Origin of the sequence: Massilia luteola (genome assembly GCF_034420155.1) — a bacterium.
GTDB classification, from domain to species: Bacteria; Pseudomonadota; Gammaproteobacteria; order Burkholderiales; family Burkholderiaceae_D; genus Telluria; species Telluria luteola.
In genome coordinates, this window is sequence record NZ_JAXOFN010000012.1 from 132683 (window position 1) to 151357 (window position 18675).

Sequence of the window (18675 nt, forward strand, 5' to 3'; positions counted from 1 at the left end):
TTTCACATCGGAGGATCGTCATGCAGGCACCGAGCGATACCATGAACGCCACGCTGGCAGGCGTCCCCGAACTGGCGCGCCTGCCGGGCCGCGACCTGGTCGAGGTCGCGCGCTACCTGATCCCGCTGGAAGCGAACCTCGTGCAGGGCTGCCTCGTCGCCTCCGGCGTCCCGGCCGTGCTGGCCGACGCCCACCTCGTGCAGACCGACCTGCTGCTGGCGCCGGCCCTCGGCGGCGTGCGCATCCTCGTCCCGCAAGACCATCTGCAGGAGGCCCAGGCCGTGCTCGAGGCGTTCGCGCGCGGCGAGTTCGCGTTGGGGGAAGATGCGGACGTCGGCGCGGCGCCCTGAAAAGAAAAAGCCACCGGCTCTTGCGAGGCGGTGGCCGTTCGACGTGCGGACGATCAGGCCGGCGACAGCGCGTCGATCGGCAGATCCATCAGCAGCGCCAGCACTTGGGCAATTTCTTGCCGCATGTTGCGACGGTCGACAATCATGTCCACCACGCCGCGCTCCTTCAGGAACTCGGCACGCTGGTAGCCTTCCGGCAGCGTTTCGCCAACGGTATTCTTGATGACCCGGGCGCCGGCGAACGCGATCAGCGCTTTCGGCTCGGCAATCACGACATCGCCCATGAAGCAGAAGGATGCCGATACGCCGCCGGTCGTCGGGTTCGTCAGTACCGAGATGAATGGCAGTTTCTTTTCCGCCAGTTTGGTCAACATGGCGGTGGTCTTGGTCATCTGCAGCAGCGACAGCAGGCCTTCCTGCATGCGTGCGCCACCGGTGGCGGTGATGCAGATGAACGGCACTTTCTGCTCCAGCGCGGCTTGCGCGCCGCGCACGAAGCGTTCGCCGACGACCGAACCCATCGAGCCGCCCATGAACTCGAACTCGAAACACGATACGACGACGGGCATGCTCATGATGGCGCCGCCCAGCACGACCAGCGCATCGGTCTCGCCGGTGGCTTCCATCGCATCTTTCAGGCGGTCCGGATATTTCTTGCTGTCCTTGAACTTGAGGCTGTCCACCGGCAACACTTCCTGGCCGATTTCATAGCGGCCTTCGGCGTCGAGCAGCGCATCAAGTCGCTCGCGTGCCCGGATGCGCATGTGGTAGCTGCATTTCGGGCAGACGTGAAGGTTGGCTTCCAGATCGTTTCGATACAGCACCGCTTCGCAAGACGGGCATTTGATCCATAAGCCTTCCGGTATCGACCGGCGGGCGTCCTTATCCGAGCGTTGGATGCGCGGAGGAAGAAGTCTTTCCAACCAACTCATTCAGAATCCTCATTGAACGTTGTAATGCCAACTCATAACGCGAGTATTGCATTATGATCAACTGTTTCGAGCGCCTCGCGACTTGTTCTCGCGGGTATTCTAACATCAAAAACCACCACCAACGCCCGTACTGACAGGCACGGAGGCCGTGGCCGGGTGTGAAACGCAAACGGCCCGGCTCGATGCGAGCCGGGCCGTTGCGCGGACCATTCTGTGGTGGTGATAGGTGGACTTGAACCACCGACCCTAGCATTATGAATGCTATGCTCTAACCAACTGAGCTATATCACCAGCTTGTAACGCTGTGAAAACAAAATGGCTCAGCCTTGAATGCCAAGCCATTTTGCTTGAATCCTGTGGTGGTGATAGGTGGACTTGAACCACCGACCCTAGCATTATGAATGCTATGCTCTAACCAACTGAGCTATATCACCGGAACGGGGTGCATTATGCCGATCGGCCCCGGAAGTGTCAAGGCTACCCGCTCCGGATCACCCTGTCCAGACCCGTTCGAATCGTCTCAAGCCCGCAACGAGGACAGATGATCGAGCATCGTGCGCGCCGGATCCGTGCCCAGGCAATCGATCACGATCCGCTCCGGCATCGAACGCAGCCAGGTCAGCTGGCGCTTGGCCAGCTGGCGCGTGGCGACGATGCCCGTCTCGCGCAGCTGCGCGCGGTCGATGCTGCCGTCGAGGTATTCCCACGCCTGGCGGTAGCCGACGCAGCGCATCGACGGCAGGTTCGGATGCAGGTCGCCGCGCGCGCGCAGGCCCGCGACCTCGGCCACGATGCCGGTGTCGTCGCGCGTGCCCAGCATCTGGTCGAAGCGCAGTGCGATGCGCGCGTGCAGCACGGCGCGGTCGGACGGCTCCAGCGCGAACGGCACGAGGTCGAACGGCAGCTCGGTTTTTTCGCGCCGCGCGAGCAGCGCGGACATCGGCTTGCCCGACAGCGCATGAATCTCCAGCGCGCGGTTGATGCGCTGGGCGTCGTTCGGCGCCAGCCGGTCGGCCGTGACGGGGTCGACGTCGCGCAGCTTCGCATGCATGCCGGGCCAGCCGATGCGCGCCGCTTCGGCGTCGATGCGGGCGCGCACGGCGGCGTCGGCCGTGGGCAGGTCGTCCAGGCCGTCGTTCAGGCCCTTGAAGTACATCATCGTGCCGCCGACCAGCAGCGGCAGCCGGCCGCGCGCCTGGATCTCGGCCACCAGGCGGATCGCATCGTCGCGGAACTGGGCGACCGAATAGGCGTCGAGCGGGTCGATGATGTCGATGAGGTGGTGCGGCGCGCTCGCCAGTTCCGCAGGCGAAGGCTTGGCCGTGCCGATGTCCATGCCGCGGTAGACGAGGGCGGAATCGACCGAGATGATCTCGACGGGACGTTCACGCGCGATCGCGAGTGCGGCCGCCGTCTTGCCGGACGCGGTCGGGCCCATGATGGCCACGGCCAGCGGTTTTCGATGCGAAGTCATTCGTTTCTTTACTGGCCGCGCAGGAACAGCTTGTCGAGGGCGGCGATTTCCAGTTGCACCCAGGTCGGGCGGCCGTGGTTGCACTGGTCGGCGCGTTCCGTCGCTTCCATCTGGCGCAGCAGGGCGTTCATTTCGGGCGGCGTAAGGATGCGGTTCGCGCGCACGGCCGTGTGGCAGGCGAGGGTGCCGAGCAGTTCGTTGCGGCGCTCGATCAGCACGCGAGAGCCGCCGAATTCGCGCACGTCGCGCAGCACGTCGCGCGCGAGCGTCTGGGCGTCGGCGTTCTTCAGCAGCGTGGGCACGGCGCGCACGGCGAGCGTCGTCGGCGACACGGCCGCGATGTCGAAGCCGAGGGCCTTGAGCGTCTCCTGTTCTTCCTGCGCGGTGCCCACTTCGATGGCATCGGCGAAGAAGGTCACGGGGATCAGCATCTGCTGCACCTGCATCTGCTCGCCGCCGGCCTGGGCGTCGAGCGCGTTCTTCAGCTGCTCGTACAGGATGCGTTCGTGCGCGGCGTGCATGTCGACGAGGACGAGCCCCTTGCGGTTTTGCGCCAGCACGTAGATGCCGTGCAGCTGGGCCAGCGCGAAGCCGAGCGGGAAGTCGTCGTCGGAGGCGGGTTTGCTCGGTTCCGGCAGCGGCGCTTCCTCCACGCCCGGCGGCGTGGTCTTCGCGGCGCCGGTGAACAGCGCGCCATAGCTGTCGGTGCGCTGCGGGATGCCGGCGCCCGCCGGCGCGTCCCAGCGGCTGCCGGGCGCGAACGGGGACGGCGAGAACGTCGACGATGCGCGCGTGCCGCCGCCGCCACCGCCGGTGCCGGACGACGACGACCCGCCGGACGTCCAGGCGGGCGACGCCAGTTGCGATCCGAACGACGTCTGCTCGTGCGGGCGGTGCCAGGCCGCGCCATCGCCCAGCGACGTGGACGACGGCGTGATCTCGGCCGCGCTCACCGGTGCCGGCGCGTTGCTGTGCGCCGTCGCCGACGTCTGGGCCAGCGCGCGCTGCACGGCGTGGAATACGAACTGGTGCACGGCACGGCTGTCGCGGAAGCGCACCTCGACCTTCGACGGGTGCACGTTCACGTCGACCATCGCCGGATCGAGTTCGAGCGCCAGCACGTACGACGGGAAGCGGTCGCCGTGCAGCACGTCCTCGTACGCGGCCTTCACCGCGTGGACGAGCAGCTTGTCGCGCACGAAGCGGCCGTTGACATAGAAATACTGGCTGTCGGCGCGCGCCTTCGATGCCGTCGGCAGGCCGACGTAGCCGTGCAGGCGCAGCGGGCCGGCGCTTTCATCCAGGTGCAGGCGCGCTTCGGCGAAGTCGCCGCCGAGGATCTGCGCGCTGCGCTTGGCGTGCTCGCTCGTGTTCCAGTGATCGATCGTGCGGCCGTTGTGCGTCAGGCTGAACGACACGTCCGGCCGCGCCAGCGCGATGCGGCGCACGACCTCGGCGCAGTGGCCGTATTCCGTCTGCTCGGATTTCAGGAACTTGCGGCGCGCGGGCGTATTGAAATACAGGTCCTGCACGTCGATCGTCGTGCCGAACTGCCCGGACGACGGCGCCACCGTGCCCTGGTGCGAGCCGACGATCTCCCACGCGTGCGGCGCGCCCGGGGTGCGCGACGTGATGCACACGGCCGCGACGGACGCGATCGACGCCAGCGCCTCGCCGCGGAAGCCGAGTGTGTTCACGTTCTCGAGGTCGGTCAGCGACTCGATCTTCGACGTCGCATGGCGCGCCAGCGCGAGCGGCAATTCCTCGGGCGGGATGCCGCGGCCGTTGTCGGTGATGGCGATGCGCTTGACGCCGCCTTCCTCGAGCCGGATCGTGATCTGCGTGGCGCCGGCGTCGAGCGCGTTTTCCAGCAATTCCTTCACCACGGCCGACGGCCGCTCGACGACTTCGCCGGCGGCGATCTGCGAGATGAGCTGGTCGGGAAGCTGCTGGATGGGGCGGTGGATAAGGGCCGGGGCGTTCATCCGGTGATTATAGCTCGCGACCGGCCCCGGGAACGCCGTTGTTTGATTTTTGCCAAACCGGGGTCAGAGCCCGGTTTGAGGCAATTTCTTGACAAAAGTGGCTTGAAGATTCTTGCCAAAATAAGGGCTCTGACCCCGGTGTTATTGTTCCCGCACCGGGATCGGCGCGGCGCACAGGTCGAGGTGGCCGGCCGCGACCTTGGTCCATGGGCCGCCGCGGTTGCGCTGGGCGTCGAGGACGGCCTGGTACGCAGCGCTGTCGGTGCGCATCACTTCGAAGCGGCTGCGCTGGTCCGGCGGGACGTCGGCGGCCAGCTTGACGGCGCTGATCGGCACGTTCATCTCCTGCTTGTCGTAAAAGCCCATCGGTGCCGGGCCGCGCGGCAGGGCGGCGAGTTGCGGCATGCCGGAGATCACGCGGCCGACCACCGTGATGTTGCGGTCGAGGTGGCGCGCCGGGCCGATCACGGCGTACAGCGACGTGCCGCCGCCGCTGTCGGCATCGTTGTCGCGGCCGACGCCGACCATGCCGTAGCAGTGCGCCAGCCAGGTCTCGCCCGTCTTCGGATCGCGGCCGACGGGAAAGCCGTTCGAGTGGCCGACCTGGGGCGCGTAGCCGTCGACGTCGGGCAGGCGCGTGAAATGCGTGTCGTTCTTGATGGGCACGGTGAACTCCGCCTTCAACGTCTTCTGCGCGCCCTTGACGGCGCGGGCCTTGTCGTTGTCCTCGTTCGGGTCGCCCCATTGCACGACCCAGTTGTCCTGCACCCGCACGATGGCCAGGCCGTCGAAATAATGCGCGCGCACGAGGGCCTTGATGTTCTTGACGTGGTTCGGCGCGAACGTCGGCGCCAGTTCGATGACGACGCGTCCGAACGGCAGTTCCATGTACAGCGTGTTGTCCGGATCGAGCGCGCGCCAGTCGGACGGCTTCGATGCCTTGACGATATCGGCGACGCTGGGCTTGGGCGGGAGTTCTTTCGCGGCGGCGGCACTTGCCGCGAACAGGGCGCAGGCGGCGGCGAGGATCGCGCGCCGGAGGATCGGATAAGCCTTCAAGTCGTCTCCTTGGCCCGCTTGTGGCGGGCCTGGTCGTTGGGGGTGTGATGACGATTGTAATATGGAAAATGACGGAAATGAAACCATTTGCCGACGAAGAAAATTCGCGGGCAGGATGCGCCGGGAGCCATTTCCGGTGCCGGACTGATGGTATGATTCGGCGCTACCATTTAGGAAAATTATGGATCTGATGCAATTCGTCGACATGATCCTCCATGTCGACAGAACCCTGGACACGCTGCTGGTCCAATACGGGGTTTATGTGTACGCCGTGCTGTTCGCCATCGTGTTTTGCGAAACCGGCCTCGTGGTTCTGTTCTTCTTCCCGGGCGATACCTTGCTGTTCATCGCCGGCGCCGCCTGCGCCAGCGGCCAGATGAGCTATCCGTTGCTGATGACCCTGCTGGTGCTGGCGGCGGTGACGGGCAATACCCTCAACTATTACATTGGCGGCGCGCTCGGCCATCGCGTCTTCACGCACGACTACCGCTGGCTGAACAAGGATGCCCTGCGGCGCACCCACGATTTCTTCGAACACCACGGCGGCAAGACCATCATCCTCGCCCGCTTCGTGCCCGTCGTGCGGACGTTCGCGCCGTTCGTGGCGGGTGTCTCCGACATGACCCATGCCCGCTTCCAGATGTACAACGTCACGGGCGCCGTGCTGTGGGTCGCCAGCCTGGTGACCGGCGGTTACTTCTTCGGCAATATCCCCGTGATCCGCGATCATCTGACGGTCATCGTGCTGGTCGGCGTCGGCGCGGCAATCGTGCCGCTGGCGCTCGGCGGCCTGTACAAGGTGGGCCGGCGCATGATGAGCCGGTAAACGTATGCATCGTCAGCAGCACGCACGGCGCGCCGCAGGACGGCGCGCCGTGCGTTTACGGGCATATTGACGCACGGAATTGTTCCCGAGGCTCAAGTTTACTGTTGGTGGCGCCGATAAGGCAGGAGAGAGCAACACTACTGGATTCCCATGCGTAACCTGATCGCCTTGTTCGCTTGCAGCTGCGTCGTCCTGAGCGCAAGCGCCGCGAACGATCCCGCAGCCGCCGCGGCAGCCAAGCTGGCGGCTTCCGTTTCCAAACCGGCATCGGCGATGGTGCCGCCGCCTGCGGTGGCCAGGAAGGCCGAGCTGGTGGTCAAGAAAGCCGAGCCGGTCGCCAGCACCCCGGCGCCCAGCGAGGAAGATGCCGAGGTCGAATTGTCGGCCAAGATCGCCCAGCGCCTGGCCGCCCTGCGCGAGCGCCAGCAGGCCCGCGCCACGGCCGCCGCACACGCGAAAAAACTGGCCGATGCGAAACGCAGGCGGGAAGAGCAGGCCGCGCTTGCCGCTGCCGCCGTGGCCGCCGCACCCAAGCACGGCACCGTGTGGTCGTATGAAGGCGAGTCGGGCCCGGCCAATTGGTCGAAGATCAATGTCGACTGGGCCAAATGCGGTACCGGCAAGCGCCAGTCGCCCATCGACCTGCGCGACGGCATCAAGGTCAACCTGGAGCAGATCAGCTTCGACTATCACCCGTCGTCGTTCAGCGAAGTCAACGACGGCCACACAATCAAGGTGATGGTGAGTGGCGGCAATTTCATTACGATCGGCAACACGGTCTACGAGCTGCAGGAATTCCACTTCCACCGTCCGTCCGAGGAAAAGATCAACGGCAAGGGCACGGAAATGGTGATCCACCTCGTGCACCGTAGCGCCGAAGGCAAGATCGCGATCATCGCCGTGCTGCTGGAGCGCGGCCAGCCGCACCGCCTGATGCAAACCATCTGGGATAACTTGCCGCTGGAAAAGCAGGAAGTCGTGTCGCCGTCGATCGTGATCGATCCGACCGACGCGCTGCCGGAACGCCGCGACTACTTCACCTACATGGGGTCGCTGACGGAACCGCCGTGCACGGAAGGCGTGCTGTGGATGGTGTTCAAGCAGCCGATGCAGGCGTCGCCGGCGCAGATGGCGCTGTTCTCGCGCCTGTATCCGCTGAATGCGCGGCCAGTGCAGTCGACCGCGGGCCGCATGATCAAGGAATCGAACTGAGGGTCAACGCCAGCCGCGGTGGCCCCGTCCGCGTCCATGCCCGCCGCGATAACCATAGTCGTGGTAGCTGAAGTCGAGCGAGACGGGTGGTCCGACATAGGCCGGCCCATAGCCGTAATAAGGGGAGTAGGGCGCGTCGTAGCCCGCGTAAGGCGGCGCATAGACGGCGCAGCCCGACAAGGCGCCGCCTGCCGCCAGTACCACCGCCAGGCGTTTCATCCAGCCGGATTTGTGGGTATTCATCGCGTCACCTCGTGAGCTTTCCTGTCTGTAGTCTAGGTCGCCCGGCGAGGTTTGCCGTTCTTTTTTGCTACAAAATGAAACGCCGGCAAGCGCCGGCGTCGATCTTTATCCCGCCTGTACCGTCGCCCGGTACGTCCCGCGCCAGACCCCGCCCGGCTCCAGTTGCTGCGGCCCCAGCAGGGCCGGTTCGATGCAGACGAAGCGGCGGTATTCCTCGTCGTCCATGTCGGACAGCGCCGCCGCGTCGGCCGCGCCCGGGTTCCACACGACCGCATCCGTAAAACCCGTCTGCTCCAGCGTCACCTTGTCGGCGCCCGAGTCGAACGTGATCGCGCCGGGGATGCCTTCGAATACCTGGTCGAGCTTGTCGGTGAGCGCGAGCGTGTCGGTCTGTACCCCGTCGATCCGGACGGCGTCCACGTCGTCGATCAGGTGATAGGTGTGCAGCGCGGCGGCGAACGGGAAGGCTTGCGTGCCGGTGTTGCGCACGTCGAGCGACATGTCGAGCCGGGCGCCGTGCACGGCCACGCGCAGCAGCAGTTCGAAGGCGTACGGCCAGGCCGCGGCCATTGGCTGCGGCAGGTCCGCCTGGTCCAGCGCCAGGACCGCGAACGCGGCGCCGTCCTGCTCGCCCTGGTCGACCACGCGCCAGGTCGCGACGCGCGCGAAGCCGTGGCGCATGCCGGTGCCGCGTTCGGCGAACTGGGGAAAGATGACGGGGACGCCGCCGCGGATCGCCTTCTGGCCGTCCAGCGCGGACAGGCTGCTGAGGAACAGGCGTTCCTGGCACGGCGCGCCGGCCGTGGTGACGGCCTTCCACGACACGAGGTGGGCGCCGTACAACGTGATGGTGGCCTCGGCACCGTCCGGCGCGCGAAGTTGCAGAGCGGGCAATTGCCCGAATTGAATGTTCGTTGCGCTCACGAGAATCTCCTTATGGGACGCCCGTGGGCGCCCGTTAAGTCATGCGGCTCTTCGCCAGCGGCGGATTGTACGCGAAGTAGCGTTTGATGCCTTTCGTGATCGCGTCGGCCAGCTGGTTCTGGTACGCGTCGTCCTTCAGTCGCGCCTCTTCCTCCGGGTTGGAGATGAACGCGGTCTCGACGAGGATAGAGGGAATGTCCGGCGCCTTCAGCACGGCGAAGCCGGCCTGTTCGACGACGCCGCGGTGCAGGCGGTTGATACCGCCGATCTCCGTCAGCACGGCCTTGCCGAGCTTCATGCTGTCGTTGATCTGGGCCGTCTGCGACAGGTCGATCAGCACGCTCGCCAGTTCCCGGTCGTGGCTGCCGAGATTGACGCCGCCGATCATGTCGGCCTTGTTCTGGTCGGCCGCCAGCCAGCGCGCCGCGCTCGAACTGGCGCCTTTTTCCGACAGCACGAACACGGACGAGCCGCGCGCGGTCCGCTCCACGAAGGCGTCCGCGTGGATCGACACGAACAGGTCGGCCTGCACCTTGCGTGCTTTTTCCACGCGCTGGCCGAGCGGCACGAAGAAGTCGGCGTCGCGCGTCAGCATCACGCGCGTGTTCGGCAATTCTTCCAGCTTGGCCTTCAGGCGTTTCGCCACCGACAGCACGATGTCCTTCTCGTGCACGCCGGTGGTGCCGGTCGCGCCCGGGTCCTCGCCGCCGTGGCCGGGGTCGAGGGCGATGGTCACCATGCGCACGACCTTCTGGCCGGGTACCGCCTTCGCGGGCGCCGGCTGCGGCGTCGTCGGCTGCGGCTGCGCGGGCGTCGATCCCGCCCGGGCCGCATCGGCTTCCAGCTTGGCGATGGCATCCGGGCCGGCCTGGCCGACCGTCGGCTCGCCCGGCTGCACGGCCGGCGTCGGCGTGGCGGGGGGCGCTTCCGTGGTCCAGTTTTCCTTGGCGATCATGCTCGCGAGGGGATCGACGGGCTTCACGGGATACAGGTCGAAGATCAGGCGGTGATGGTAGCCGGCGACGGGCTCCAGGTTGAACACCTGCGGCTTGACCTCTTCCTTGAGGTCGAACACGAGGCGCACGACGTTCGGCCGGTTCTGGCCCACGCGCACCTGCTTGATATACGGGTCGTTCGACTCGATCTTGGCGACGAGGCTTTTCAGCGTGTCGTTCAGCGCGAGGCCGTCGATGTCGACGACGAGCCGCGGCGGATCCTGCACCATGAAGTGCGTCGTCTTGAGCTCGCCGTCGTTTTCCAGCGTGACGCGGGTGTAGTCGTCGGCCGGCCAGACGCGTACGGCCATGATCTGGGCGGCGGATGCGGACAGCGGCGCGATGACGGACAGCAGCAGCGTGCCGCCGGCCTTCAGGATCGTACGTCGCGTCAGGGAACCTGGGATCAGGGAGTCGGGGGGTAGTGCAGGCGTTCGAGGCATAGCAGGCCCAAGTCGGACAACGCTTGCAATTCTACCTCACGGCCAAGACCGCTGACCTTAAGCAACACTTTAACGTCGGGTGGCGGCAACACCGGCTCGCCTTTTTCCGGCCATTCGACGATGCAAATGTTGTTGCCGTCGAAATCTTCGCGGAAGCCCGCGTCGAGGAATTCCTCCGGGCTGGACATGCGGTACAGGTCGTAGTGGATCAGGTTGGTCGTTTGACCATCCAGCGCGATGCGGTACGGTTCCGACAGCGTGTAGGTCGGGCTCTTGACGGCGCCCTTGTGCCCGGCCGCGTGCAGCAGCGCGCGTGTGAGCGCCGTCTTGCCGGCGCCGAGGTCGCCGTGGAGGTAGATGACGAGGCCCGGGCGCAGCGCGCGCGCGAGGGCGGCGCCCAGTGCCTGCGTGGCCGCTTCGTCGGGAAGATAAGCGCTCAGTTGTTGCATCGGTTGTTGCATCGCTCGTTGCATCGGTTGTTGCTTCACTTGCTGCCGCATCGAATAGAATATGAGTTTGTATGTCCGCCATGTCCGCCCAGCCCCCCGTCCAGCCCGATCTTCCCGCACTCGCCCAGGCCATCAAGGCGTGGGGCGCGGAACTCGGCTTTGCCGACGTGCGCATCGCCGACGTCGATCTCGCCGACCAGGAAGCGGGGCTGCAGGCCTGGCTGGACGCGGGCCATCACGGCGACATGGATTATATGGCAAGCCACGGCATGAAGCGCGCCCGGCCGGCCGAGCTGGTGCCCGGCACGGTGCGCGTGATCAGCGCGCGCATGGACTACCTGCCGATGGAGACAAAGGCCGACTGGCGCGCGCGCGAACGCCTGCGCCAGGACGATCCGCAGGCGGCCGTCGTGTCGATCTATGCGCGCGGCCGCGATTATCACAAGGTGTTGCGCAACCGGCTGCAGCAGCTCGCGGAGCGCATCCGGGGCGCCGTCGGCGACTACGGCTACCGCGTGTTCACGGATTCCGCGCCCGTGATGGAACTGCCGCTGGCGCAGAAGGCCGGCCTCGGCTGGCGCGGCAAGCACACGCTGCTGCTGAGCCGCGAGGCGGGTTCGACATTCTTCATCGGCGAGATCCTCGTCGACCTGCCGCTGCCGGTCGATGCGCCCGGCGGCGCCCATTGCGGCCAGTGCAGCGCCTGCATCGACGTGTGCCCGACGGGCGCCATCCTCGGCCCTGGCCGGCTGGATGCGCGGCGCTGCATTTCCTATCTGACGATCGAACTGAAGGGCCCGATTCCGGAAGAATTCCGTCCCATGATCGGCAACCGCATCTACGGCTGCGACGATTGCCAGCTGGCCTGCCCGTGGAACAAGTTCGCCCAGCGCGCGACCGTGCCGGATTTCGATGAACGCAACGGCCTGGGCGCGGCGGGCCTGGTCGAGCTGTTCGGGTGGAGCGAAGACGAATTCAACCGCCGCCTGGAGGGCAGCCCGATCCGCCGCATCGGGCACGAGCGCTGGCTGCGCAACCTGGCCGTGGGCCTCGGCAATGCGCCGGCGGGCGATACCGGGATCGTCGCCGCGCTGCGCGCCCGCGCGGACCACCCGTCGGCGCTCGTGCGCGAGCATGTCGCGTGGGCGCTGGCGCGCCACGGCGCGGCGGCCTGAGTCTTACGGTTCGATGCGCTTCATGCGCAGGCCCGACCAGTCGCCGTCGATCGAGATCATGGCGACGCCCGTGATGCCGTTTTCCTTGGCATAGGCATTGATCGAATCGCGGTTGATGTCGGTGGCCTTGGAGGCGGTCTGCTTGAGGTAGGCGACCCACAGCGAGCCCTTGTCGCCGAGGCGCTCCTTGGCGATGGGGAAGAATTGCTCGAGTTCCTTGCGGTTCATTGCGAACAGCAACACGACGTCCACCTTGTCCTGGTCGTTCCTGACCAGGTCGGGCGGCATCTGCGACACCATGCCGGGGTGGACGTTCCCGTTCAGGATCAGCATCGATTTCGCTGCCCTCAAGAACATTTTGTCGGCTATCGTCTTCTCGCTCATCTGCGTTCCCTAAAGAATTTTTCGACGTGGGGAGTTCGACCACTCCATGTTCAGGTTGATTTTACAAGCGAACCCCGTGCAGCGCGGCGGCGTGTGCCTGCCGTGCGCGGGCTTATGGACGGCAATTTTTGCACGTCGTCCCCGGGCTAGGCGCCCCCTTGGCGGGGATCCAAGTTTGCCGGCGGATCGCGCAAATTAGGTTCCCGCCTGCGCGGGAACGACGGCATGGTTACTTCAACAGTCCGGCCAGCTCCACCGCCGTCTTGACCTGCATCTTGTCGAAGATGTGCGCGCGGTGGACCTCGACCGTGCGCATGCTGATGCCGAGCTTGTCGGCGACGACCTTGTTCATGTTGCCCGCCAGGATGAGGTCGAGCACCTCGCGCTCGCGCGCCGACAGCGTGGCCAGGCGCGCGCGGATGGCGTCGCTCGACGCGGCCTTGCGCGACGCGGCCAGCGCTTCGTCCACGCGGTCCATCAGCTGGTTGTCGTTGAACGGCTTTTCGAAGAAATCGAAGGCGCCGCGCTTGAGGGAGTCGACGGCCATCGGCACGTCGCCGTGGCCGGTCAGGAAGATCACGGGCAGGCGCGCCAGCAGGCCGCGCGCCACCAGCTGGTCGAACACGGCGACGCCGTTCATGCCGGGCATGCGCACGTCCAGCAGCACGCAGTCGCCGTGGGCGGCGTCGGCGCCGAACCGGTCGCCCAGCGCGTCGAGGAACGCCTGGCCGCCCGCATAGCCGCGCGCGGGCAGGCCGCGCGATTGCGCCAGCCATTCGAGGGCGTCGCGGATGACGTCTTCGTCGTCGACGATGTGCAGCATGGTGGTCTCCTCTTTTTTCGGCGTATTGTAAATCACCGCTCAGGTGACGGCCGCTTCCTGCGCCTGCTGCAGCATGAAGGTAAAGACGGTGCCGCCGCCCGGGTTGGCGGCGTGGGCGAGCGTGCCGCCGTGGAATTCGATGGCCGTGCGGCAGATCGACAGGCCCATGCCCATGCCTTCCGCCTTCGTCGAAAAGAAGGGCGAGAACAGGCGCTCGGCCACTTCCGGCGCGATGCCGTGGCCGTTGTCGATCACGGACACCGCCACCTGTCCCTGCGAACCGGATTGCGCCGCACGGTACGCCGTGATGCGCAGCACGCGCCGCTCCGGGTCGATGGCCTGCATCGCCTCGATCGCATTGCGCGTCAGGTTCAGCAGGACCTGCTCGATCAGCACGCGGTCGGCCAGCACCGGCGGCAGCTCGGGCGGGACGTCGACCTGCAGGCTGACGTAGCTCTGGCGCGCCTGCAGTTCGACGAGGGCGCGGATGCCGTCGACGACGTGCTGGATGGCGACGGTCTCGCGGCGCGGCTCGCGCTTCTTGACGAATTCGTGCACGCTGCGGATGATCTGGCCGGCCCGGCGCGCCTGTGTGTTCGCCTGTTCCAGCGCGCGCTTGAGCGTGCCGACGTCGAGCGGCGCGCCGTTGCCGTCGGTGTCGCCGGCGCGCGTGAGCACGTTCAGCGCGCCCGCCGTGTAGCTGGAAATGGCGGCCAGCGGCTGGTTCAGTTCATGCGCCAGCATCGACGAGATCTCGCCCATCGTGGCCAGGCGCGCGCTCGTCTCCAGCTTTTCCTGCTGCTGGCGGTTGAGTTCCTCGGCGCGCTTGCGGTCCGTGATGTCGAGGATGGAACTCATCCAGCCCGTGTGCCGGCCGTTGGCGTCGACGAGGGGCGCCTCGAACACGAGCACGGGCACGCGCATGCCGTCCGAGCGCTGGAACACGGTCTCGAACTGCGGCGTGACCTGGCCGGACAGCACCTTGCGGAAGCGGGTTTCGTACTCGGACATCGCTTCCGGCGCCCAGTAGGGCATCGGCGGCATCTTGCCCAGCAGGTCTTCCGGCGGCAGGCCGACGATGCGGCAGAACGCGGGGTTGACGTAGGTGACGCGGCCTTCGAGGTCGCGCGCGCGCAGGCCCGTGAGCAGCGAATCTTCCATCGCCGTGCGGAAGGCCATCTGCTGGCGCAGCGCGTTTTCCGCCGCGATCGTGCGCGCGATGTGGCGCCACAGCGCGACGAGCGAGATCACGAGGCCCAGCGCCAGCACGATGACGGAACCCACCAGCAGGTTCGGCAGCAGCTTTGGCGCGCCCTTGACGCTGTCGGTGGCGAGCACGATCTGGGCGCCGGGCAGGTCCAGCGCGCGCTTGTGCGTGTAGACGCCGCGCCCCGGGCCGCCGGCGGCGCGCTGCGCCACGACGTGGTCGTCGCGGTCGAGCAGCGACAGGGCGTTGTCCTGGGCGAACCACCACGGCACGTTCTCGTCCAGCAGCGTCTGCAGGTTGTACGTGGCGACGAGGCTGCCCATGTATTTGCCAGCGTGGTACAGCGGCAGGTGGAAGTCGATCATGCCGTGCACGAGGCCCTTCGCGCCGTACGGGTCGCTGTAGCGGCCGATGCGGGTGCTGCGCGCCATCGTGGCGGCGTCGCGCGACGATTGCGTGAGTCCTTCGGGCGGCAGCTCCAGCCCGCGGCTGGCCTTGACGTCGCCGTGCGCGTCGTACCAGACGAGGCGCTGGAGTTCGTGGCCGTTCTTGAACATCTGCGCCAGGCGCGCCTGCAGGGCGGCCGGCGGCGGCGTCTCGATGGCCAGGTCGGCGCCCAGCGCGGCCAGCGCTTCCTCGCTGCGGGCCAGTTCGAAGCGCAGGGTCTGCTCGACCCACAGCGTGTCGGCGATCAGCTGTTCCTGGCGCTCGTTGCTCTCCATCTGGCGCGCCTGCCAGGGCAGCCACAGCAGGACGAGCAGGAACAGCAGCACGAGCAGCACCGGCACCAGCCAGCGCCACGGGCCTTCCGGAACCGGTCGGGGCAAGGTAAAAGAAGTTTTCATGTGATAACGTTTCATCTTTTGCCAGCCGTCGTACAGTCGTGGTTTTCCACGATAGCGGCGCCGCGCCGTACGCGGCACACTGGCAGTCGGTATCGAATATACACCGCGGGAAGAGGAAATTTATGCGCATCAAAGCCATGCTGGCCGCGCTCGCCGTGCTGATGGGGCCCGGCGCCGCCGGCGGCGTCCGGGCCCAGGCCCCCATCGTCATCAAATTCAGTCACGTCGTGGCGCCGGACGCGCCCAAGGGCCAGGCGGCCGAACGCTTCCGCGTGCTGGCGGAACAGCTGACGCACGGCCGGGTCCGGGTCGAGGTCTATCCCAACAGCCAGCTGTACAAGGACAAGGAAGAACTGGAAGCCCTGCAACTGGGCGCCGTGCAGATGCTGGCGCCGTCGCTGGCCAAGTTCGGGCCGCTCGGCGTGAAGGAATTCGAAGCCTTCGACCTGCCTTATATCTTCCCGACCAAGGCGGCGCTGTATGCCGTGACGGAAGGGCCGATCGGCAAGAACCTGCTGCAGAAACTGGAGTCCAAGGGCATCACGGGCCTCGCCTACTGGGACAACGGTTTCAAGGTGATGTCGGCCAACCGGCCCCTGCACACCCCGGCGGATTTCCACGGCCTCAGGATGCGCATCCAGGGTTCCAAGGTGCTCGACGTGCAGATGCGCGCGCTCGGCGCGATTCCCCAGGTGCTGGCATTTTCCGAGGTCTATCCGGCCTTGCGGGCCCACGTCGTGGACGGCACCGAGAACCCGCCGTCGAACATGCTCACGCAAAGGATGAACGAGGTGCAGAAGTACGTGACGGTGTCGAATCACGGCTATCTCGGTTACGCCGTCATCGTCAACAAGAAGTTCTGGGACGGCCTGCCGCGCGACATCCGCGACGAGCTGGAGCAGGCCATGCGCGAAGCCACCGCCTTCGAAAAGACCATCGCCCAGCGCGACAACGACGCGGCGCTGGAGGCGATCCGCAAGACGGGCAAGACGAAAGTCTATACGCTGACCCCGCAGGAACAGGCCGAGTGGCGCCGGGCCCTGTTGCCCGTGCAGAAACAGGTGGAAGGGCGGATCGGTAAGGATCTCATCGATGCGATCAACCAGACGACGTCCCGGACCGCCACGCCGATGACGGCCAACGCGTGGTGAGCCCCATGCCAACGTTAGTTGTCTGGAATCAATGAGACATCGCCATAGCCTGTTTTATGACATGTCTTGTGGGCTTATGACCGAAATAAATTTCGTGAATGTATATAAAAAACTACACTTTTCTTATGCGGTAGCGTTATGATGGGGCACCTTTTGGCACCAACGTGGTGCGAAAAAGCGAACCGAATACGATTTGGGAGAGGGAAAAGAAAGCGGTAACACAAATTACCGGAAAACAGTTAGGAGGAGACACACGTTTTATATGATGCAGCCGGCATTGACCAGGCAGCCGAAAACGTGACCAAATTAGAAACGCACCCACGGGTGCGTTTTTTTTTGCCCGGCGCAGGACTTGCGATCGCGCCGGCCGGGTCTTACACTGCATCGATGAACACACAACAAGGCAGCGAGATCTTCAGCGCCATCATCGCGGCGCCGTTTGGCGCGATGGGCATCCGTACCGAAGACGGCCGGCTGCGCGAACTGGTCTACCTGCCGCCGCATTACGAGGAAAAATCGGCGCAGGATGCCGTCGCCGAGCAGGCCGCCATCCAGGTGGCGCGCTATTTCGACGATCCCGATTTCCATTTCGACCTGCCCCTCAAGGAGGCCGGCAGCGCCTTCCAGCGCCGCGTCTGGGACACGATTTGCGCGATCCCGCGCGGCAACGTGCGCACGTACGGCCAGATCGCCAAGCTGCTCGAATCGGCGCCCCGCGCCGTCGGCCAGGCGTGCGGCGCCAACTGGTTTCCCCTCGTGATTCCGTGCCACCGGGTGACGGCATCCGGCGGCCTGGGCGGTTTTTCCAGCAGCGACGACGAACACGGATTCCAGCTCGGGATCAAGCGCTGGCTGCTGCGCCACGAAGGCGCGCTGGCGCTCGAGATGCCATGGCAGCAGCAGTCAATCTTTCCCTGATCGACGCGTTCTGCGACACGCTCTGGCTCGAGCACGGCCTGGCGAAGAATTCCCTCGATGCCTACCGGCGCGACCTGCGCCTGTTCGCGCGCTGGCTCGACGTCAAGCGTCCCGAGCGGCGCGACCTGTACGCCGTCGAAGGGCGGGATATCGCCGCGTATTTCGCCGAGCGCCATGCAGACACGAAGCCGAGTTCGGCCAACCGCCGGCTCTCCGTGCTGAAACGCTTTTATCAGCTCGCGTTGCGGGAGCGCCGCATCGACGCCGATCCGTGCCTGAACATGCCGTCGGCGAAGCAGCCGCAGCGCTTCGTGCACACGCTGACGGAGGCCCAGGTCGACGCGCTCCTGGGCGCGCCCGACGTGGCGGCCCCGCTCGGCCTGCGCGAGCGCACGATGCTCGAACTGATGTATGCCAGCGGCCTGCGCGTGTCGGAACTCGTCGCCTTGAAGATGGTCGAACTGAGCCTGAACGATGGCGTGCTGCGCATCACGGGAAAGGGCAGCAAGACGCGCCTCGTGCCGTTCGGCGAACAGGCGCGCTACTGGCTGGAACGCTACCTGAAGGAGGCGCGCGGCATCATCCTGAACGGCCAGGTCGACGATGCCCTGTTCGTGACGCACCGCGGCGGCCCGATGACGCGCCAGATGTTCTGGGTCGTCATCAAGAAGCACGCGGCGAAGGCGGGCATCATGGTGCCGCTGTCGCCCCACACCTTGCGCCATGCCTTCGCCACGCACCTGCTGAACCACGGTGCCGACCTCCGCGTGGTGCAGTTGCTTCTTGGCCATTCGGACATTTCCACGACTCAAATCTACACCCACGTCGCGCGCGAGCGCCTGAAGGGCCTGCACGCACAGCACCACCCGCGTGGTTAATTCTCAAGACGATGTGGGATGACTGGTCCATAATGGACCGTACGTTCCTTATATCGATAGCACGAGGTGAGCATGGCCAAGACGAATTTCCAGTACGAAAAGCGGCAACGGGAGTTGGAAAAGAAGCGCAAGGCGGATGAAAAAGCGCGCAAGAAGCAGGAATCCAAGCAGCACAAGGGCGACGGCGGGGAGGAGTCGCCGGCGCTGGACGAGGACTCCGGGCCGTCGGCGCAGCAGGAGCACGATCCCGCTTGAGGGCTTGAGGGCTTGAGCGCCTGAGCGTCGTCCCCGCGGAGGGGATCCAATTTCCGACGCATGACCGATGCGGTCGCGCGCGGGCACATATAACTTGGGTTCCCGCCTGCGCGGGAACGACGACGTAGCGTGGGCGGCCCTCCGCCC

General features: G+C 65.9%; 19 protein-coding genes and 2 tRNA genes. 8 read left to right on the plus strand and 13 right to left on the minus strand.

Annotated features, from left to right (window positions below; all coding sequences use genetic code 11):
- Positions 1-20: 20 nt before the first annotated feature.
- Positions 21-350 (plus strand): putative signal transducing protein, encoded by a 330-nt coding sequence (locus U9J41_RS14360; protein ID WP_322402876.1) that lies wholly within the window; start codon positions 21-23, stop codon positions 348-350.
- A gap of 53 nt (positions 351-403) precedes the next feature.
- Here U9J41_RS14360 and accD read toward each other — a convergent pair whose 3' ends face one another.
- The 6 genes from accD to U9J41_RS14390 form a co-directional block, all read right to left on the minus strand.
- Positions 404-1282 (minus strand): acetyl-CoA carboxylase, carboxyltransferase subunit beta, encoded by an 879-nt coding sequence (gene accD, locus U9J41_RS14365; RefSeq protein ID WP_322402877.1) that lies wholly within the window; start codon positions 1280-1282, stop codon positions 404-406.
- Positions 1283-1496: 214 nt separating this feature from the next.
- A tRNA-Met gene (locus U9J41_RS14370) sits at positions 1497-1573 on the minus strand.
- A 66-nt stretch (positions 1574-1639) separates the two neighbouring features.
- Positions 1640-1716: transfer RNA gene (locus tag U9J41_RS14375), tRNA-Met, on the minus strand.
- 86 nt (positions 1717-1802) lie between these two features.
- Positions 1803-2756: a tRNA (adenosine(37)-N6)-dimethylallyltransferase MiaA gene (gene miaA / locus U9J41_RS14380; protein ID WP_322402878.1), complete on the minus strand. Its 954-nt coding sequence runs from the start codon at positions 2754-2756 to the stop codon at positions 1803-1805.
- Positions 2757-2764: 8 nt separating this feature from the next.
- Entirely contained in the window at positions 2765-4741 is a 1977-nt protein-coding gene (gene mutL, locus U9J41_RS14385) for a DNA mismatch repair endonuclease MutL (protein ID WP_322402879.1), read from the minus strand.
- A gap of 141 nt (positions 4742-4882) precedes the next feature.
- On the minus strand, positions 4883-5800 hold the full coding sequence (locus U9J41_RS14390) for a peptidylprolyl isomerase (protein ID WP_322402880.1): 918 nt from the start codon (positions 5798-5800) through the stop codon (positions 4883-4885).
- 181 nt (positions 5801-5981) lie between these two features.
- On the opposite strand from U9J41_RS14390, the gene U9J41_RS14395 reads away from it, so the two are divergent.
- Both U9J41_RS14395 and U9J41_RS14400 read left to right on the plus strand, forming a co-directional pair.
- Positions 5982-6626 (plus strand): VTT domain-containing protein, encoded by a 645-nt coding sequence (locus U9J41_RS14395; protein WP_322402881.1) that lies wholly within the window; start codon positions 5982-5984, stop codon positions 6624-6626.
- A gap of 150 nt (positions 6627-6776) precedes the next feature.
- The gene (locus tag U9J41_RS14400) at positions 6777-7838 is read left to right on the plus strand and encodes a carbonic anhydrase (RefSeq protein WP_322402882.1); all 1062 of its coding nucleotides are present in this window, start codon (positions 6777-6779) and stop codon (positions 7836-7838) included.
- Positions 7839-7841: 3 nt separating this feature from the next.
- On the opposite strand, the gene U9J41_RS14405 is transcribed toward U9J41_RS14400, so the two are convergent.
- The 4 genes from U9J41_RS14405 to tsaE all read right to left on the minus strand — a co-directional run bounded on the left by U9J41_RS14405 (position 7842) and on the right by tsaE (position 10892).
- Entirely contained in the window at positions 7842-8081 is a 240-nt protein-coding gene (locus tag U9J41_RS14405) for a hypothetical protein (protein ID WP_425260459.1), read from the minus strand.
- Between the two features lie 105 nt (positions 8082-8186).
- Positions 8187-9005, minus strand: coding sequence for a D-hexose-6-phosphate mutarotase (locus U9J41_RS14410; RefSeq protein WP_322402883.1), 819 nt, complete (start codon positions 9003-9005; stop codon positions 8187-8189).
- A gap of 34 nt (positions 9006-9039) precedes the next feature.
- Entirely contained in the window at positions 9040-10443 is a 1404-nt protein-coding gene (locus tag U9J41_RS14415; protein ID WP_322402884.1) for an N-acetylmuramoyl-L-alanine amidase, read from the minus strand.
- Positions 10407-10892, minus strand: coding sequence for a tRNA (adenosine(37)-N6)-threonylcarbamoyltransferase complex ATPase subunit type 1 TsaE (gene tsaE / locus U9J41_RS14420; protein WP_322402885.1), 486 nt, complete (start codon positions 10890-10892; stop codon positions 10407-10409). Before tsaE ends, U9J41_RS14415 begins: the two co-directional genes overlap by 37 nt.
- A gap of 71 nt (positions 10893-10963) precedes the next feature.
- Between tsaE and queG the strand changes: the two genes are divergently transcribed.
- Complete coding sequence (gene queG, locus U9J41_RS14425) at positions 10964-12067, plus strand: tRNA epoxyqueuosine(34) reductase QueG (protein WP_322402886.1); 1104 nt, start codon at positions 10964-10966, stop codon at positions 12065-12067.
- Positions 12068-12070: 3 nt separating this feature from the next.
- On the opposite strand, the gene U9J41_RS14430 is transcribed toward queG, so the two are convergent.
- From U9J41_RS14430 to U9J41_RS14440, 3 genes are all read right to left on the minus strand, one after another.
- A complete protein-coding gene (locus U9J41_RS14430; RefSeq protein ID WP_322402887.1) occupies positions 12071-12424 on the minus strand; it encodes a DUF3052 family protein in 354 nt (117 codons plus the stop codon).
- A gap of 256 nt (positions 12425-12680) precedes the next feature.
- Entirely contained in the window at positions 12681-13274 is a 594-nt protein-coding gene (locus U9J41_RS14435; protein ID WP_322402888.1) for a response regulator transcription factor, read from the minus strand.
- A gap of 39 nt (positions 13275-13313) precedes the next feature.
- Positions 13314-15326: a two-component system sensor histidine kinase NtrB gene (locus tag U9J41_RS14440; protein ID WP_322402889.1), complete on the minus strand. Its 2013-nt coding sequence runs from the start codon at positions 15324-15326 to the stop codon at positions 13314-13316.
- 137 nt (positions 15327-15463) lie between these two features.
- On the opposite strand from U9J41_RS14440, the gene U9J41_RS14445 reads away from it, so the two are divergent.
- The 4 genes from U9J41_RS14445 to U9J41_RS14460 all read left to right on the plus strand — a co-directional run bounded on the left by U9J41_RS14445 (position 15464) and on the right by U9J41_RS14460 (position 18528).
- On the plus strand, positions 15464-16477 hold the full coding sequence (locus U9J41_RS14445) for a TRAP transporter substrate-binding protein (protein WP_425260471.1): 1014 nt from the start codon (positions 15464-15466) through the stop codon (positions 16475-16477).
- A gap of 387 nt (positions 16478-16864) precedes the next feature.
- A complete protein-coding gene (locus tag U9J41_RS14450) occupies positions 16865-17395 on the plus strand; it encodes a methylated-DNA--[protein]-cysteine S-methyltransferase (RefSeq protein ID WP_322402891.1) in 531 nt (176 codons plus the stop codon).
- Positions 17368-18273 carry a site-specific tyrosine recombinase XerD gene (gene xerD, locus U9J41_RS14455; protein ID WP_322402892.1) on the plus strand — a complete coding sequence of 302 codons (906 nt, stop codon included), beginning with the start codon at positions 17368-17370 and terminating at the stop codon, positions 18271-18273. Before U9J41_RS14450 ends, xerD begins: the two co-directional genes overlap by 28 nt.
- Positions 18274-18345: 72 nt before the next feature.
- Positions 18346-18528 (plus strand): hypothetical protein, encoded by a 183-nt coding sequence (locus U9J41_RS14460; RefSeq protein ID WP_056441236.1) that lies wholly within the window; start codon positions 18346-18348, stop codon positions 18526-18528.
- The last annotated feature ends 147 nt before the right edge of the window (positions 18529-18675 follow it).